The 17469-nt window shown below is 37.2% G+C and carries 16 protein-coding genes, 2 pseudogenes and 1 other annotated feature; of the genes and pseudogenes, 8 read left to right on the top strand and 10 right to left on the bottom strand.

The genetic code is table 11. The features are described from left to right. The 5 genes from VK90_RS19165 to VK90_RS19145 all read left to right on the top strand — a co-directional run. Positions 1-1801 (top strand): spore germination protein (locus VK90_RS19165; RefSeq protein ID WP_082147979.1); only part of this gene is annotated, 1801 nt, incomplete at its 5' end. A gap of 17 nt (positions 1802-1818) precedes the next feature. Continuing rightward, positions 1819-2919: a spore germination protein gene (locus VK90_RS19160; RefSeq protein WP_025148921.1), complete on the top strand. Its 1101-nt coding sequence runs from the start codon at positions 1819-1821 to the stop codon at positions 2917-2919. Further along, on the top strand, positions 2889-3974 hold the full coding sequence (locus tag VK90_RS19155; RefSeq protein WP_048374447.1) for a Ger(x)C family spore germination protein: 1086 nt from the start codon (positions 2889-2891) through the stop codon (positions 3972-3974). Before VK90_RS19160 ends, VK90_RS19155 begins: the two co-directional genes overlap by 31 nt. Positions 3975-4067: 93 nt before the next feature. Continuing rightward, positions 4068-4253: a hypothetical protein gene (locus VK90_RS19150; protein ID WP_002173856.1), complete on the top strand. Its 186-nt coding sequence runs from the start codon at positions 4068-4070 to the stop codon at positions 4251-4253. Positions 4254-4351: 98 nt separating this feature from the next. Then, complete coding sequence (locus tag VK90_RS19145) at positions 4352-4774, top strand: HAD family hydrolase (protein ID WP_048374445.1); 423 nt, start codon at positions 4352-4354, stop codon at positions 4772-4774. Positions 4775-4833: 59 nt separating this feature from the next. On the opposite strand, the gene VK90_RS19140 is transcribed toward VK90_RS19145, so the two are convergent. Beyond that, positions 4834-5904 (bottom strand): hypothetical protein, encoded by a 1071-nt coding sequence (locus VK90_RS19140; protein WP_048374443.1) that lies wholly within the window; start codon positions 5902-5904, stop codon positions 4834-4836. Between the two features lie 167 nt (positions 5905-6071). Between VK90_RS19140 and VK90_RS19135 the strand changes: the two genes are divergently transcribed. Beyond that, positions 6072-6500, top strand: a complete 429-nt coding sequence (locus tag VK90_RS19135) for a GNAT family N-acetyltransferase (protein WP_048374441.1) — start codon at positions 6072-6074, stop codon at positions 6498-6500. 27 nt (positions 6501-6527) lie between these two features. Here the strand turns inward: VK90_RS19135 and leuS are convergent, their stop codons facing one another. The 9 genes and pseudogenes from leuS to VK90_RS19090 all read right to left on the bottom strand — a co-directional run bounded on the left by leuS (position 6528) and on the right by VK90_RS19090 (position 15726). Next, the gene (leuS, locus tag VK90_RS19130; RefSeq protein ID WP_048374439.1) at positions 6528-8936 is read right to left on the bottom strand and encodes a leucine--tRNA ligase; all 2409 of its coding nucleotides are present in this window, start codon (positions 8934-8936) and stop codon (positions 6528-6530) included. 65 nt (positions 8937-9001) lie between these two features. Then, positions 9002-9221, bottom strand: a binding site (T-box leader). A 51-nt stretch (positions 9222-9272) separates the two neighbouring features. After that, complete coding sequence (locus tag VK90_RS19125) at positions 9273-10466, bottom strand: MDR family MFS transporter (protein WP_025148914.1); 1194 nt, start codon at positions 10464-10466, stop codon at positions 9273-9275. A 345-nt stretch (positions 10467-10811) separates the two neighbouring features. Next, positions 10812-11120 (bottom strand): annotated as a pseudogene (locus VK90_RS19120) (cation/H(+) antiporter); the annotation flags it as partial. A gap of 2 nt (positions 11121-11122) precedes the next feature. Next, positions 11123-11365: pseudogene (locus tag VK90_RS19115) on the bottom strand (cation:proton antiporter regulatory subunit); the annotation flags it as partial. A 35-nt stretch (positions 11366-11400) separates the two neighbouring features. Next, on the bottom strand, positions 11401-11967 hold the full coding sequence (locus tag VK90_RS19110; RefSeq protein ID WP_002173865.1) for a tyrosine-type recombinase/integrase: 567 nt from the start codon (positions 11965-11967) through the stop codon (positions 11401-11403). Positions 11968-12316: 349 nt separating this feature from the next. Next, complete coding sequence (locus tag VK90_RS19105; protein WP_048374438.1) at positions 12317-14176, bottom strand: FtsX-like permease family protein; 1860 nt, start codon at positions 14174-14176, stop codon at positions 12317-12319. A gap of 16 nt (positions 14177-14192) precedes the next feature. Continuing rightward, positions 14193-14954 carry an ABC transporter ATP-binding protein gene (locus VK90_RS19100; protein ID WP_048374437.1) on the bottom strand — a complete coding sequence of 254 codons (762 nt, stop codon included), beginning with the start codon at positions 14952-14954 and terminating at the stop codon, positions 14193-14195. 343 nt (positions 14955-15297) lie between these two features. Further along, entirely contained in the window at positions 15298-15447 is a 150-nt protein-coding gene (locus VK90_RS19095; RefSeq protein WP_001129340.1) for a hypothetical protein, read from the bottom strand. A gap of 15 nt (positions 15448-15462) precedes the next feature. Beyond that, the gene (locus VK90_RS19090; protein ID WP_000840865.1) at positions 15463-15726 is read right to left on the bottom strand and encodes a YtzC family protein; all 264 of its coding nucleotides are present in this window, start codon (positions 15724-15726) and stop codon (positions 15463-15465) included. A 111-nt stretch (positions 15727-15837) separates the two neighbouring features. Here VK90_RS19090 and VK90_RS19085 point away from each other — a divergent pair, with 111 nt between their 5' ends. Then, complete coding sequence (locus VK90_RS19085; RefSeq protein WP_002173869.1) at positions 15838-16797, top strand: TIGR01212 family radical SAM protein; 960 nt, start codon at positions 15838-15840, stop codon at positions 16795-16797. After that, positions 16794-17366, top strand: a complete 573-nt coding sequence (locus VK90_RS19080) for a class I SAM-dependent methyltransferase (RefSeq protein ID WP_000764484.1) — start codon at positions 16794-16796, stop codon at positions 17364-17366. Before VK90_RS19085 ends, VK90_RS19080 begins: the two co-directional genes overlap by 4 nt. The last annotated feature ends 103 nt before the right edge of the window (positions 17367-17469 follow it).

Raw genomic sequence — 17469 nt, 5'->3', positions numbered from 1 at the left:
AGATAATTCTTCTCAAGATAAACAGCAAAGTGCTAAGCAAAACGATTCTTCCCAAGATAAACAGCAAAACTCTAAACAAGATAATTCTTCTCAAGATAAACAGCAAAGTGCTAAGCAAAACGATTCTTCTCAAGATAAACAGCAAAACTCTAAACAAGATAATTCTTCTCAAGATAAACAGCAAAATGCTAAGCAAGACGATTCTTCCCAGGATAAACAGCAAAGTGCTAAGCAAAACGATTCTTCCCAAGATAAACAGCAAAACTCTAAGCGAGATGACTCGTCTCAAGGTAAGCAACAAAGCGCTGGAAGTAATAGTATTTATGATTTTACAAAACCAAAAAAAGACCGTATTCATTCTCTACAAGATTTAATAGAGAAACTAAAAAGGTCTAGTGATTTTGTTAATTACCATACATCTGATGATGAAACGATGCCTTATTATATTTCTTACTATCGACCTTCACTTGATGGAGAGAAATTACAGAAATATTTAATGCCTACTCTGTTAGAACGACCTTGTACTTCATTAGAAGAATTAAAAGAACATATTCCGATGAGTGGTATTACAATTACGAACGACTTACAAAAAATTGAGGATATGGTTTTAAAGGGACATGCAATTATTCAATTGAACCAGCAAGATCAAAAATGTATGCTTGCAAACATTGCAATTGATAATTATCGTGCGCCAACTCCTCCTTTAAACGAATCAACTGTTATCGGCCCTCAAGAAGGTTTCGTAGAGGATATTGATACAAATATTAATTTAGTTCGAAAGCGGCTTCCTGTTTTAGATTTACAAACAAAAGAAATGATTGTCGGCGAGTTTTCAAAAACAAAAGTTGTCATGATGTATTTAGACAACCTCGCTGAAAAAGAAAATGTGGATTTTCTCGAGGAATCCTTACGCGCTCTTAAATATGACCAAATTAACGATAGTGCTTATATACAAGAATTAATGGGTGAAAAGTCGATTTTCCCTCTCTATATCAATACAGAACGCACTGATAGAGTCACAAAAGCACTTATTGATGGAAAAATCGCTATTTTCGTTGATGGTTCTCCAAGTGTCCTATTAACACCTGTATCATATTTCGATTTTTTCATTTCACCTGAAGACTATAACGTATCTTGGCTATACGCGACATTTTCAAGAATTTTACGCCTTATCGCCGTTCTATTTTCGATCTGTGCTACACCGTTATACGTTGCAGTTTTAAATTATCATTATGAACTCATTCCAAGTGATTTGCTTGAAACTTTGATTTTATCAAGGGCACAAGTACCGTTTCCACCTTTAATTGAAGCACTCTTTTTAGAACTCGCGATTGATTTATTAAGAGAAGCTGGTGCGAGGTTACCGATGAAGGTCGGTCAAACACTCGGTATTGTAGGTGGTATCGTAATCGGACAAGCATCTGTACAAGCTGGTTTAACGAGTAATATTTTATTAATTATCGTTGCATTATCCGCACTTGCATCCTTTATTACACCTATTTATAAAATGGGTAATGCCGTTCGATTACTACGTTTTCCATTTCTCGCATTCGCAGAAATAGGAGGACTCTTCGGTATATCTCTCGGATTTATCTTTTTATTTACCCATTTGTTTAGACTTACTTCTTTACGTAAGCCGTACGCTCTCTTTTATCCAACGAGACAACAATCCTTTAAAGATTCTTGGATTCGCTTTCCATTAACAATGATTGATACACGAGATGTACAAGCAAGGCCACAACATGTAAAAAAATCAGCAAAAGGGATTTCAACAAGACATCGATCGGACTTTGATGATTAAGGAATGAGGTGCATTTGATGAGTAAAGTTCAAGAAAAATATCAAATATCTCCTGTCTTTGTTTTCTTCTTAATTCACAGTGCACAGTTCGGTGCTGGCGTTCTTGGATTCGCTCGCATTATTGCAAAAGCCGCTGGGTACGACGGCTGGATGGGAGTTGTAATCACAGGAATCTGTATCCATATTCTTATATGGATGATGTATTACTTATTAAAAGAAACAAACGGGAATTTAATTGATTTACAAAGGCAAACATTTGGAAAATGGCTAGGAAACGGCATTAATATCATCTTTGCAGCTTATTTTTTAACCGTCAGTATTTCCGTCATCCGAACATATGTTGAAATTATTCAAGTATGGATGTTCCCTACCGCTTCCACTTGGATGTTAACACTCTTTTTATGCTTAGTTAGCTATTACATTATTTCTTCTGGTTTTCGTGTAATTACTGGCATTTGTGTTATCTCAGTTGGCGGTACATTCGGATATTTATTTCTTTGCCTATTCGTTTTGAAATACTCACATTGGGATAATTTACTACCGATTTTCACACATTCTTTTTCAGATATTTTAAAATCCGCCAAGCTGGCAATCTACAGTATGACAGGGTTTGAGATTTATCTTATGATTTATCCATTTGTAAAAAATCCTAAGCAATCGCATAAATTCGCTCAATACGGGGCACTATTTTCAAATCTTCTATATTTATTTAGTACACTTTTAGCCTTTGCATTTTTTAGTGAAAAACAATTATTAAAAACAATATGGTCTCAACTTTCTATGACCCAAGTAATTCAATTACCATTCATAGAAAGGCTAGAATATATTGCAATTTCAGGTTATGCACTCGTTATTATTACCAGCTTTATCCTTCCTTTATGGGCGGCAACAAGATCAACTCACGAAATATTTCGCGTAAAACAAAGAGGGATTCTAATCGCTTTTATCCTTATCACCCTCATCGTTTCGCAACTTTTAACAAACAGACACAATATTAATAATTTTATTAGTAATGTATCCAAAGTTAGTTTTTGGCTCATCTATGTATATATCCCTATTTTATTTATCATTGTGTGGGTGAAAAGAAAATGGAAAAAATCAAAAACAAAAGCAAATTAATACTTATTTCTTGCATAACACTCTTCAGTCTAACTGGATGTTTACAAAAAAATATTGTCGATGATGTACAGCTTATTCAAGGAAGTGTTTTTGATGTAGCAAAAGATAATAAAGTAAAAGTGACATTCGTTTGTCCTATTCAGAAAAAAGGAAATAAGGTTCAAGTTTTTGAAGGCAGTGCAAATGCGGTAAAACAAGTAAAAGCAGACACATCTTTAGAGTCTTCTCAACCATTTGCTAGCGGACAAATGCGTGTTGCTCTATATACTATAAGACTTGCGAAGAAAGGAATGTCCACTTCATTTGATACATTACTTCGAGATGTGAATATAGGGAACGCTTTATATGTTTCTTTAATAGAGGGAAATGGTACTGAACTTTTAAAAGGAAAATATACGACTTCATACAACGTTGCAATTTATATAAAAAAATTGCTTGAACATAACATGAAAACTGGTCCTTTACCAACGGATAACCTGCATATAGGAGCATTCCGTTATTATCGAGAAGGACAAGACTACTACATCCCGATTTTAAAAAAACATGCTGATAAAATAAAAATCAACGGAATTGGTCTTTTTAAAAAGGATAAATATATCGGTAAAATTGCGAAAAAAGATATGTTTATATTTAAAGGACTGCTAGAGAAACATAAATTAGATTCACATGAATTTAAAACGGATTCTGCGTACGTAATGATTAATAATATTCGTTCTGTTCCAACTTGCGATATAAAAATAAAAAACGGGAAACCTTCTTTTTTCATTCACGTTAAGCTTGATGCCCGTATTCAAGAACTATCGAAGCAAATTAACTTAGAAAATGTCAAGAACATAAAAAACATTGAAAAAGCTATCCAAAAACAATTGGATACACAAGGTAACAAACTAATTAAGCAGCTTAAATCTTTAGACGTCGACCCTCTCGGGCTAGGAGCAAAATATAAACAGCATTATCGTCCCTTCAAATTAGAAGAGTGGCGAAGAATGTATAAAGATGTTCCAATTAAAGTGAAATACACTGTCAACATTACAAATTCTGGTGTAATTGAATGATAATGATTGAACTCCTCCCTCCGGCATGATACAACGGAGAGAGGAGTTTTTTATTACCAAATATAGAGAGAAAAGATATTCACGGGGGAGCTTATGTCTAAAAAATTAGTAAAGCCTATTTTAAATGGTATTTTATTTCTCGGCGTCTTTTTATTTGCTCATACATACTTAAAAAATGTTTCTTTCACACGTTATTTACTTGTCATTATACCGATGCTACTCATCGGAATATTTAGTATCGATCTTATTTTATCCATTTTAATAAAAAAAGAAGAATAACGAGCGAACATCTTATTTCTCATAAGATGTTCTTTTTATTTAATAACTACCTTATGTTACAATAAACTTCGGCATAACGTAAGAAAGGATGAAACAACATGACAAACGAAAAAGGTTTAGATAAAGGATACGAACTTGTTGCGAAAATGCATGAAGTATTCGGACATCCTGTGACAGGTACTCCAACAAAACTAACAGAAGAGCGTGCAAAAATTCGTGCTAGCTTTATGCAAGAAGAGTTAGAAGAATTTCTAGAAGCAACAACTGTCGAAGATCAATACGATGCACTTATTGACCTTATTTACTTTGCATTCGGAACGTTTGCAGAAATGGGCGTACGTCCAGATAAAGGATTTGAAATTGTAAACAATGCCAACATGGCAAAACTATTCCCTGATGGAAAGCCTCGATTCCGCGAAGGCGATGGCAAAATTTTAAAACCAGAAGGATGGCAAGCACCGGAACCACAACTTCGTGCTGAAATCGAACGCCAGCGTCAAGAGGCGGAAAAAAACTGCTAGGAGATCCTAGCAGTTTTTTATTATGTCTTTTTTCACCGATATATTTTTCACGTAATTCATTAATGATCCGCACGTCCTGCTGCTCCCGCTCCCGTTCCAACTCCACCGGTCCAAGGCTGTTGTTGCTGTTGACCGTGGTGTTGCTGTTGACCGTGGTGTTGCTGATGGCCATGGTGTTGCTGTTGGCCGTGGTGTTGATGCTGACCGTGGTGTTGATGTTGGCCGTGGTGTTGATGCTGACCGTGGTGTTGATGTTGGCCGTGGTGTTGAACTTGGTGAGTTTGATAATGGACAGCCTGCGGATGAACTTGATGATGGCCTTGGTGATGTACTTGTTGCTGATGTTGACCGTGGTGTTGATGTTGACCATGGTGGTGATGTTGACCATGGTGATGATGTTGACCGTGGTGACCATGATGATGAGCTTGATGAGTTTGATAATGGACAGCCTGCGGATGCATTTGGTGGTGTCCGTGGTGATGTACTTGTTGTTGATGATGGCCATGGTGACCGTGGTGTTGAGGATGACCGTGGTGTCCGTGGTGATCATGGTGATGATGTTGACCATGAACAACTTGTGGATGACCACCTACTCCTCCTGCCACAACACCTACTCCTGGTACAGGGAATCCTGTCTGCACTCCTCCAACGAAAGAAGGGAATGTAGTTGGTACTCCTACTGGAATTCCAGTTTGTGCGCCGGCTACTGATGTCGGCATTCCTCCTGTTAATGTTGGCATTCCAGTTTGCATGCCAGCCATTGATGTCGGCATTCCTCCTGTTAATGTTGGCATTCCAGTTTGCATGCCAGCCATTGATGCCGGCATTCCTCCTGTTAATGTTGGCATTCCAGTTTGCATGCCAGCCATTGATGCTTGATTTCCTCCTGTTAATGTTGGCATTCCAGTTTGCATGCCAGCCACTGATGTCGGCATTCCTCCTGTTAATGTTGGCATTCCAGTTTGCATGCCAGCCATTGATGCTGGAATTCCTCCAGCTGCTCCACCCATCCAGCTCGGCATTCCACCGTATCCTTGTTGCCCTGCTCCACCCATTAACATCATTTGTGCATAACTGTCCGATTCGCCTCCGAAGAAGCCATGTGGTGCATTATTGTCCATCCCTTTCATTCCTTTCACCTCTTCTACTCAATTTAGCCTACCTTTTTTATCATATTTCCTATAGAAGAATAGGTGTTTGTCTGTATAGGAATTCCGCACCTTTTTCTTCGCTATTCATTCATGATAGGATTAATTGACTGATTATTCTTTCCTTATAAAAAAAGGGGGCATTTCCATTGGAGAACGTAACAAAAGCTTCAATCAACGATTTAGACTCAATCGTACATATAGATATCGAAATAATCGGAGACGATAGTAGAAGAAATTATATTAAACACGCTATTAATGAAGGACAATGCATAATTGTAAAAGAGGGCAATTCCATTTCTGGTTTTCTAACATACGATACAAATTTTTGGGGTTATACTTTCCTCTCATTGATAATTATTTCGCCAACTAAAAGAAGAAAAGGTCATGCAAGCTCATTAATCTCATATATGTTAAGCCATTCTCCTACTCAAAAAATATTTTCTTCAACGAACAAATCTAATGAAAATATGCAAAAAGTTTTTCAAGCGAACGGATTTATACGTAGTGGAATGATTGAAAACTTAGATGAAGGTGATCCAGAGTTTATTTTCTACACAAAAAAGCTCAGGGCATAAACGCTCTGAGCTTTTATTTAAAATCAATTAGTTTGCAACAACGTTAACAAGTTTTCCAGGAACTACAATTACTTTACGAACTGTTTTTCCTTCGATTTGTTCTTTAATTGCTTCAAGTGCAAGTTGTTCCATTTCTTCTTTTGATGCGTCTTTTTTCATTGTTAGTTTTGCACGAACTTTGCCCATAATTTGAACAACGATTTCAACTTCATCTTCTACAAGTTTAGACTCATCAAATGTTGGCCAGCTTGCATATGTGATTGTTTCATTGGATCCAAGTTTGCTCCATAGTTCTTCCCCGATATGAGGTGCAACTGGTGCAATCATTTTCACGAAACCTTCTACATATTCTTTCGGAAGTGTTTCAGCTTTGTATGCATCGTTGATGAATACCATCATTTGAGAAATCGCTGTGTTGAAGCGAAGCTCTGCATAGTCTTCTGTTACTTTCTTCACTGTTTGGTGGTAAGCTTTTTCAAGCTCTTTGTTTGGTGCATCAGTAATTTTCTCACTTAATTCACCGTTATCTTGAACGAATAGACGCCATACGCGGTCTAGGAAACGACGAGCTCCGTCAAGACCATTTTCAGACCAAGCTATTGAAGCATCTAATGGTCCCATGAACATTTCGTATAGACGAAGTGTATCTGCACCATGGCTTGCTACGATATCATCAGGATTTACAACGTTACCTTTTGATTTACTCATTTTCTCGTTGTTTTCACCTAAGATCATACCTTGATTGAATAATTGTTGGAATGGCTCTTTCGTTGGAACCACGCCGATATCGTATAATACTTTATGCCAGAAACGAGCATATAGTAAGTGAAGTACAGCATGCTCCGCTCCGCCAATATAAATATCAACTGGAAGCCATTGTTTTACTTTTTCAGGATCTACAAGTGCTTCACTGTTGTTTGGATCGATGTAGCGTAGGTAGTACCAGCAGCTACCAGCCCATTGTGGCATTGTGTTTGTTTCACGACGACCTTTTTTACCAGTTTCAGGATCAACAACATTTACCCATTCGTCAATGTTTGCAAGTGGTGATTCACCTGTACCAGATGGACGAATGTTTTCTGTTTTCGGAAGAACTAGTGGTAATTCTTCTTCTTTCACAGCTGTCATTATACCATCTTCCCAATGGATTACTGGAATTGGCTCGCCCCAGTAACGTTGACGACTAAATAACCAGTCACGTAGACGGTACGTTACTTTTTGATTTCCTGCGCTTGTTACTTCAAGCCATTCAATCATTTTTACAATGGCTTCTTCTTTATTTAACCCGTCAAGGAATGCTGAGTTTACGTGAGCGCCATCACCTGTATATGCTTCTTTCGAAATGTCTCCGCCTTTTACAACTTCCTTCATTGGAAGGTTGAACGTTGATGCGAATTCATAATCACGCTCATCATGAGCTGGAACTGCCATTACAGCACCTGTTCCGTAAGTTGCAAGAACATAGTCAGCGATCCAGATTGGTAATTTCTCACCATTTACTGGGTTAACTGCATAAGCACCAGTGAATACACCAGTTTTCTCTTTCGCAAGTTCTGTACGCTCTAGGTCACTCTTCATTTTTACAGAATTAATGTAAGCTTCTACAGCTTCTTTTTGCTCTGCTGTTGTAATGTCAGCAACAAGTGCATGCTCTGGAGCAAGTACACAGTAGCTTGCGCCAAATAGTGTATCAGGACGCGTTGTGAAAACTGTGAATTTCTCATCTGTACCATCGATGTTGAAGTGTACTTCTGCACCTTCAGAACGACCGATCCAGTTACGTTGCATGTCTTTTAAGCTTTCTGGCCAATCAAGCTCATCTAGATCTTCTAATAGACGATCTCCGTAAGCTGTAATTTTTAACATCCACTGTCTCATCGGACGACGCTCAACTGGATGTCCACCGCGCTCGCTCTTACCGTCAATTATTTCTTCGTTTGCAAGTACTGTACCAAGTGCTGGGCACCAGTTTACAGGTACTTCATCAACGTAAGCTAAGCCTTTTTCAAATAGTTTTAAGAAGATCCATTGTGTCCACTTGTAGTAGTTTGGATCTGTTGTATTTACTTCACGGTCCCAATCGTAAGAGAAACCTAATGATTTAATTTGATTACGGAATGTATTAATATTATGCTCTGTAAATTCTGCTGGGCTGTTTCCAGTATCAAGTGCATATTGCTCTGCTGGAAGACCGAATGCATCCCATCCCATTGGATGAAGAACGTTATATCCTTGCATACGCTTCATACGAGATAAAATATCTGTCGCTGTATAACCTTCTGGATGTCCTACGTGTAAGCCTGCACCTGATGGATATGGGAACATATCTAGTGCATAAAATTTTGGTTTTTCTGTCTCATCTGGCGTACGGAATGTTTTATTCTCTTCCCAGTACCCTTGCCACTTCTTCTCAATTTCTTGATGATTAAAGCTCATGAGATACCCTCCTTGAAATTCTATTTATTTTCACCGCCCAAAATACAAAAAACCTCTCATCCCTAGAAAGGGACGAGAGGTTATAGATTCCCGCGGTACCACCCTAAATTAATGTAAAAATATACATTCGCTTAGATCCGTAACGTGGATTAACGGCAATTGCTACTACTAGTTTCACAACTGCAACTCAAAGGCGAGTTCATAACGAAACGTGGATTGACTTGCACCGACCGTCAACTCTCTAAACCAGCTTCTATTACTACTACTCCTTCTCACTGTTATTACAAGTATGAGTTAATTAAATATATTCTAAAACATGTTACATGTTCCGTCAAACTAAACTGCAATTTTTTCTTCAACTGTTTCTTCTACTTTTACTCGTTTATCATAAATGCTCGTTGCAATAAGCGCTACTACAAGCATTACCATGATCGCTATAAACAATACTTCCATATTGTATAAATCAACAATTGCCCCACCAACGACCGGTCCGAACATTTTACCTACAGTCGCCGCGCTATTTACAACCCCTTGATAAAACCCTAATTTATCTTTCGGTGCAAGTATATTTGCAATGGTCGGAACTGCCGGCCATACGAATAATTCACCAATCGTTAATGTCACCATCGCAACGAGGAACATCGTAAATTGCTGCGCTTGACTTAACACAATGAATGACGCCGCAAAAATGACGATTCCAATCATAATTTGTTGTTTTAAAGAACGCTTCATCCAGCGAATTAGCATACTAACGAGTGGCTGCGCACAAACAATCATCGCTCCGTTTATTGTCCATAATAAACTATAGTGACGAAGGCTAATATTTAATTCCTGCATATGTGTTGCAATCGCCCCTTGCCACTGTACGTATGTAACCCAGCATAAAGCATATGCTACACATACAATAAGAAGTGCTTTGAAGCCTGGTGTAAGTGACCAGCCTTTTTTCGTTTCGATTTCTTTTTGCACTCCTGGCTCTTTTTTGTCTTCCATACCACGGAATCCAATAAAAGCAATTAAGAAGAAAACAAAGTATAAAATAAAGTTCGCTAAGAAAATATAATCAAAACGATACGATGCAACTAATCCACCACACGCTGTTCCAATTGCAATACCAACATTTTGTCCAACATACATCGCATTAAACGCTCGTCTTCCGCCTTCTGGCCAAACCGTACCAACCATCGCATACATCGATGGGAAGACCATTCCAGAGCCAAAGCCGATTAACGCTAGCCACACAACATATAAAGGCCAACCGTGGAAGAACACAAGACCTAAAATTGATACGAGTGTAATAACAATCCCTACTAAAGTTGATTTGTATCCGCCCCATTTATCAAATAAAACACCGCCGAGCAAGTTTCCGATTACACCAGTAAGTGAGTTGATCATTAATACCATTCCAGCCACTGATAAAGATTTTCCTAGATGATCATGCAAATAAATTGTATTAAAAGGCCATAAAAAAGAAGCACCCGTGACATTAATAATCATCCCAGCTACTAATAGCCATACTTTCCTTGGCATAGTTTCCCCTCCTATTCTATTTTTTTCGTTCATATATATAACAGTAAAATTGTAGTCGTTTTTAAATAGGAAGGCAACTGATTAATAGTTGATGAAATTCAGATAATAGGACGTTAGTATATGAAATTATATCGATTGCCCATTAAAATATATCAGCGATTTTTTAAATATATCGACCGCAACTCGAAATATATCGGCGATTTCCCAATTATATCGACCGCAACTTAAAATATATCAGTGATTTTCCAATTATATCGATTTACCGACAAAAAGCGACACCGGTAACAATCTACATAAAATAAGAGGAGGTTGTATTAAGTTAATACAATCTCCTCTTATTTTAGATTATCCAACTTCTTTTTTACGTTTTGCACTTTCTTTAGAGCTCCATTTAAAGATTTTATCTAGTAAGGAGTATATCCTCCCAAATTCTTTCGTTAACAAAGGTCCTAACGATGCCAATATTAAAACATATAAGGCTGAGAACGGTTTAATCGTTGCCATTAAGCCACCAGCAATTCCAATATTCGTGGAAGCCTTATGCGATAAACCCGCTTTACGTCCAGCAATCATTCCAGCTGTAAAATTACCAATGACAGTTATGAGTACTGCTCCTAACGTTAACCAAACAGCCCCACCTAATGAAAACGGATTAAAGCCATCTCAATCGTGTCTAAAGCTTGTGGTCTATATATCATTCCACCTAATATAGCCGCAATTTGTCTCGCTTCAGAATCGCGAAGGGAAATGCTTGAAATACTCTCCTCATGATCAGCATCAAAATGATACATTTCTCTTCGACCATCATCATGAATAACAATAACCATTTTTTCATTACCTTTTGTGATTACTTCAAACTTACATTCAATACCCGGTAGTTCACTTTCTCTAATATTCATATTTTCCGCCTCCTAAAGTTGTTTAGTTACGGCTTTTATAAATCTACATCAATCTCCGTTTTAAACTTCTCATCCTTTGAGATACCTAAATACTTGAGCGTCTCTGATGGAGTCGCGTGATGGAAATGTTTTTGCAACAACGCAATCGCTATTCCTCTTTTGTACGCGTGAAACCCAAATGTTTTTCTCATTGAGTTCGTTCCAATCTTTCCAACAATCCCAACCGCTTCCGCAGCACGATGAATCACACGATATGCTTGTTGGCGCGTAATTGAATTTGTCGTTTTATTAGATTGAAATACGTAGTTCTCCCTTTGAGCATCAAAAGATTGTACGTACTCTAAAAGTGCTTCTTTTACCTTTGTATTTAAATAAATATCTTGTTTAAATTTTTCATCTTTCACAGGAAGAGAATAAAAATCTTTAACAGTCCCATCTTCATTTAATACATCTTCAAATTTCATGCTAAGTAGTTCTGTAATTTTTAATCCTGTGTTAATCCCAATAACAAATAAAAGATAATCTCGCTGTGAGTGCTCTTTTAAATACTTTTTCATAGCCTCAATTTGATTTATATCTTTTAATGCCTCTACAACTTCCATACATGTATTCTCCTCATCTTATGAACGGTAATTTTCTCATTATCCTGTTCATTTTACCTTATCACGCTATGAGATTTCCATGTATTATCCATTATTTTTACAATATACTGCTGAGGTCCCGACAATTTTTCATTTTGAAATTTACGATTGTACAAATACGGTGTGGTTAGAAAAGAAATGGGGGGATAAAAGTTCAACTTCTTTCTACAGATCGGATTCCTCCTTTCATTTCCCAGCTGATGATACTCTTATATTATGTTACTTATTTATATTATATTAGATATTTTAGTAACATCAAAGTATTTTTTCTGAAAATAATAAAAACCGAGCAGCTTCGCTCGGTTTTTTATTAATCTTCTTTCGGAAGAACAATTCCTTTATACAATTGAACTGTAATGAAGTAATAAATCGTGTAAATAACTACGAAAATTACGATTGGTACCCAAATACGGAAGTACGGATCGATTAAAATAAATCCGAAAATATTCATACCAACTAATACGTGGGCGATACCTATAATCGCCGGGAATAAGAATACTAAGAATAACTCTTTATAAATTGATTTCGTTAATAATTCACGGCGCACTCCGATTTTACGAAGCATTTGATAACGCGTAATATCTTTTGATGCACCAGAAAGAATTTTAAACATTAAACAACTTGCCATCATTGCTAAGAATGCAATTCCAAGGAAGAATCCCATAAACACTGTTCCACTCGCAACGCCATAGAACATATCGTACGCCTGATATTTACTGCTCATTTGCTCAGCTTTTACATTTTTATATTTAACTAGCTGCAACTCGTCAAGTTTTTTCCATTCTTTTGTATATGCTACAAAATCATCTGTTTTTCCGATAAATGCTATACTTTCTTTACCATTTATCCCATCGTACATTTTTTGATCTACAATTTTAATTGCATGATCTTCATATATATAATATGGATGGATTGTACTAAAAGCATCAACCCATTCTTTTGGAAGTTCTTTAGCATTCGCATCTTTTTCATTCATTTCTCTAGAAACTGCACCTACTGGTAGTTCCTCTGAAACTTTTTTCGTATTCACTAAATCCTTCATCGACTTCATATTTTCCATATCTTTTACTACAGGTCGATTTTTCTCTAAATCTTCTTTTACATAATAAACGTATTTATCATCAACTTTGTAACGATATTCACTTTTCTCTTTAAATGGAATACCGTCTAGAATTTTCTTTTCTTCAGCTGTAGGGTTATGAACAACTGAATCGTATATTACTAAACCATCAACCATTTTTATAACGTTATTTTTAAACGCCATACCACCTGAAATTGCACCGGCTCCAAGAGCAACTAACATCGCTACTGTTGCAAGTACCTTTGTTAAGCTATTAATACGGAAATTTAATTGTGCAAATGTAAAAGCGTTAAGTCCTTTTTCACTACGTTTTTTATTACTTTTTAACTTTTTAATAATAACTGGGAGAAGCGATCCAAACAGCATGTAAGTACCAGCTGTTGTTGTAATTAATGCAATAAGAATGCCCATTTCTCTTAGTTTTTCCATGTAAATCATTGATGCATAGCCAATTCCTAATAAAATAACCGCAAGGAATGCAACTAAACCTGTCATTTTCCCTTTTACCGCAACACGTTCTGTTTGTGCGTCTGCATGTACAAGTTGCAGTACAGAAATACGTGATAATTTAATACTGTTCATAATTGCCGATAATACAAATAGTGCAAAGAAGAAGATGCAAGTAACAGTCATTGATGGTAAATAAAATGCTTTATAGCCTTTACCAGCAAATTCTAATTGTTTCATTAATAACTGTCCGATACCTTCTGCAAGTCCTACACCAACTATAATACCAATCGCAAGAGACGCAGCACCTAATACGATTGTTTCAATAAACATAAGTAATGTAACTTTATGCTTTTTTGCTCCTAACATCATATACATACCAAACTCTTTTTGACGAAGAGATAGTAAGAAAGAGTTCGCATACAAAATATAGAAGAACGTTATAATAGCTAGTAAAAATGAACCTGCTTGGAATACAAATCCAATTTGGCCAATAGTAGAATTTTCCTTAAGGAAGGCTTCGTTTAACGCTAATGTTTGGAACATATAAAAAATTGAAATCGACATGACAAGACCGACAAGTAAGACGATATAATCTTTCAGCTTACTTTTTAGCCCTGACATGGAAAGTTTAAATAACATGCCTGAACCTCCTTTCTTACGCTTTTTGTGTGCCTAAGTCTGCAAGCACATCTAAAATTTCTTTGTAGAACTCTTCACGCGTACCACCACGGTGAATTTCTTTATATAGCTCACCATCTTGAATGAATAAAATACGTTGACAGTAACTTGCACTATATGGATCGTGAGTAACCATCATAATAGATACGCCTTGTTCTTCATTTAAGTTTGTCATCGCATCAAGTAAACTTGCTGCATTTTTAGAATCAAGAGCTCCTGTTGGCTCGTCCCCTAAAATAATTGCCGGCTCATGCACAAGTGCACGCGCTGCTGCTGAACGCTGTTTTTGTCCACCAGATACTTCAGATGGATACTTTTGAAGAATTTCCGAAATCCCTAACATATCCGCTACTTTTTCTACTTTCGGGCCAATATTACGTGATGGAACACCTTGAAGGGAAAGTGGAAGTGCAATGTTTTCATAAATAGATAAGTTCTCTAATAAGTTAAAATCTTGGAAGATGAATCCTAATTTTTGCGAACGGAAATCAGAAAGCTCACCTTGCTTCATTTTCGTAATGTCCGTACCCGCAATTTCAACAACGCCGCCTGTTGCTTTATCTAACGTTGAAATTACATTTAATAATGTCGTTTTACCAGAACCAGATGGTCCCATAATACCAACAAACTCACCCTCTTGAATTGAGAATGATACACCTTTTAACGCATGTGATTGGTTCTCACCTTTTTTACCGTACACTTTTTGAACGTTTTTCACGTCTACAACTGGTTTCGTCATATATATCCTCCTACACTTGTTTTTCCATTACCTATTTTGCGCTTTTTGGAGGTGAACTGCTATTTGTTAACATTACATTTACCTTACACTTTTGTAAGAAAAAAAACTGAGCGTGTAAGCTCAGTTTTTTATCCTTTTAAAACAAATTCATTTCCTTCATTAACGATTTTTAAAATATATCGATTTACCGACAAAAACTAACCTAATAAAGTGAAACTTTTATCAGTGGTTTTTTTGTTCATCCCCCACTGATTATTAGCCCACACCAATCGGGCTTTTACGGGGAGTCTTACTGCCCGCAAATAGCGGGGCAAAATGAAACCAGGTCATACTGCGACCTGGTTTACTCTGATTGTTTTGATTTTTGAGGCTGTCCTTTTTTACTGTTACGTTGTTTCACCTGAACAATCGGATCAAGTTCATTTGAAAACTCAGCGTTATGTCCATTTTGCGTTTTTTGCTCTGGGTTATTTTGATCTGAACGTTTCGCCATTACATTCACTCCTTATTAGTGCGGTGTAATAATCATTTGATGTTGCAATTGGCGAATTGCCATACGTGCTCTATTTAACTGCTCACGTTGCTCATCATTCGCATGTTGCTGCATCGTTTGTAAGTCATTATATGCTTGTTCTAATTGCAACTGAGCATCCGAATACTCCATCGTATTGTAATGCTCTTGTCTCATACCAAGATCTAATTGTTCTTTCGCATATTCCACTGCTTGTTCAGCTTGTGTAATATACGATTCAAGTGATTGACGCTCTGCCATACTTGTCCCTCCTTGCTTCAATTCTCCTTTAGTGTGTCCCTTCCATATGAACCTTATGAGTATGTTATAATGGATTTTGTTTCATTTTGACTCGTCTTAGGAGGGAAAGTAATGAAGGTTCAAAACCCTTTTCCATATACAAACGACAATAAACGTTATCATACATGGAATTATCACTTACGAAATGAATTTGGTGAGAAAATCTTTAAAGTTTCATTAGATGCTGGCTTTGATTGCCCGAACCGTGACGGTACAGTCGCTTACGGCGGCTGCACATTTTGTAGTGCTGCTGGGTCTGGTGACTTCGCTGGGGATCGCCGCGATGATGTTATAACGCAATATCATGAAATGAAAGAAAAAATGCGCTCAAAGTGGAAAGACGGAAAATGTATCGCTTATTTCCAGGCGTACACAAATACTCACGCGCCACTTGAAGTGTTAAAAGAAAAATTCGAACCGCTTCTAGCAGAAAAAGACGTTGTCGGTCTTTCTATTGCGACTCGTCCAGATTGCTTACCTGACGATGTTGTTGAATATTTAGCGGACTTAAATAAACGCACATACCTTTGGGTTGAACTCGGACTACAAACTGTCCATGAACGTACTGCAAATCTTATTAATCGTGCTCACGATTATCCATCTTATGTAGAAGGTGTTAATAAATTACGCAAGCATGGCATTAGAGTTTGCTCTCATATTATTAATGGTCTTCCACTTGAAAATTACGACATGATGATGGAAACAGCTCGTGAAGTAGCAAAGCTTGACGTACAAGGAATTAAAATCCATTTGCTTCATTTATTAAAAGGAACACCAATGGTGAAGCAATATGAAAAAGGACAATTAGAATTCCTTTCACTTGAAGATTACGTAAGTCTCGTTGTCGATCAACTTGAAATCATTCCTGAAGACGTAATTGTGCACCGCATCACAGGTGACGGTCCGCCCGATTTAATGATCGGCCCAATGTGGAGCTTAAATAAATGGGAAGTATTAAATTCCATCGATGCAGAATTTGTACGCCGCGGAAGCTGGCAAGGAAAATATGCAAATGAGGAGAAACAACAATGAAATTAGAACGCGTATTACCGTTTGCACGCACACTGCTGCAAACGGCTGTTAAAGAAGGCGATTATGCAGTAGATGCAACACTTGGAAATGGACATGACACTTGTTTCCTAGCTGAAATCGTTGGAGATAACGGAAAAGTATTTGGCTTTGATATTCAAAAAGAAGCGATTGAAAGCTCCACTATCCGCCTAAAAGAAAAAGAGCTTTTCGAACGTACTGTTTTAGTTCACGATAGTCACGATACACTCTTATCCGTACTACCGGAAGATGCAAAAGGAAAAGTAACAGGAGCAATTTTCAACTTAGGTTACCTCCCAGGCGGTGACAAGCACATCGTTACAAAGCCAAACTCAACAATCTCGGCCATCGAACAACTATTAGAAGTAATGGCACCTGAAGGTATCATTGTCCTTGTCATTTACCACGGACACCCAGAAGGACAAGTAGAACGCGACGCTGTTCTCAAATTTGCAGAAGAACTAGACCAAAAACAAGCTCACGTACTAAGATACGGCTTCATTAACCAGCAAAATAACCCGCCATTTATTGTGGCGATTGAGAAGCGATAAGATATCAACGATTTTTTCGATATATCGATTCTTCGACAAAACATAACAAAAAAAGACGTGCATTCACTGCACGTCTTTTTCTTATTCTCCTATATAATGGATA

It is taken from the genome of Bacillus sp. LK2 (assembly GCF_001043575.1).
Lineage (GTDB): Bacteria > Bacillota > Bacilli > Bacillales > Bacillaceae_G > Bacillus_A > Bacillus_A paramycoides.
Note: the sequence above shows the minus strand (reverse complement) of the source record. Positions and strands in the feature narration are given on the sequence as shown.

What these genes read in the sequence shown, in the direction of transcription:
- VK90_RS19080 (WP_000764484.1), top strand. Translation starts at nt 16,794, where the DNA reads ATGAAATTAGAACGCGTATTACCGTTTGCACGCACACTGCTGCAAACG.
- leuS (WP_048374439.1), bottom strand. Translation starts at nt 8,936, where the DNA reads ATGAGCTTTAATCATCAAGAAATTGAGAAGAAGTGGCAAGGGTACTGG.
- VK90_RS19140 (WP_048374443.1), bottom strand. Translation starts at nt 5,904, where the DNA reads ATGAAAGGGATGGACAATAATGCACCACATGGCTTCTTCGGAGGCGAA.
- VK90_RS19090 (WP_000840865.1), bottom strand. Translation starts at nt 15,726, where the DNA reads ATGGCAGAGCGTCAATCACTTGAATCGTATATTACACAAGCTGAACAA.
- VK90_RS19145 (WP_048374445.1), top strand. Translation starts at nt 4,352, where the DNA reads ATGACAAACGAAAAAGGTTTAGATAAAGGATACGAACTTGTTGCGAAA.
- VK90_RS19100 (WP_048374437.1), bottom strand. Translation starts at nt 14,954, where the DNA reads ATGACGAAACCAGTTGTAGACGTGAAAAACGTTCAAAAAGTGTACGGT.
- VK90_RS19105 (WP_048374438.1), bottom strand. Translation starts at nt 14,176, where the DNA reads ATGTTATTTAAACTTTCCATGTCAGGGCTAAAAAGTAAGCTGAAAGAT.
- VK90_RS19155 (WP_048374447.1), top strand. Translation starts at nt 2,889, where the DNA reads ATGGAAAAAATCAAAAACAAAAGCAAATTAATACTTATTTCTTGCATA.
- VK90_RS19095 (WP_001129340.1), bottom strand. Translation starts at nt 15,447, where the DNA reads ATGGCGAAACGTTCAGATCAAAATAACCCAGAGCAAAAAACGCAAAAT.
- VK90_RS19110 (WP_002173865.1), bottom strand. Translation starts at nt 11,967, where the DNA reads ATGGAAGTTGTAGAGGCATTAAAAGATATAAATCAAATTGAGGCTATG.
- VK90_RS19160 (WP_025148921.1), top strand. Translation starts at nt 1,819, where the DNA reads ATGAGTAAAGTTCAAGAAAAATATCAAATATCTCCTGTCTTTGTTTTC.
- VK90_RS19150 (WP_002173856.1), top strand. Translation starts at nt 4,068, where the DNA reads ATGTCTAAAAAATTAGTAAAGCCTATTTTAAATGGTATTTTATTTCTC.
- VK90_RS19125 (WP_025148914.1), bottom strand. Translation starts at nt 10,466, where the DNA reads ATGCCAAGGAAAGTATGGCTATTAGTAGCTGGGATGATTATTAATGTC.
- VK90_RS19085 (WP_002173869.1), top strand. Translation starts at nt 15,838, where the DNA reads ATGAAGGTTCAAAACCCTTTTCCATATACAAACGACAATAAACGTTAT.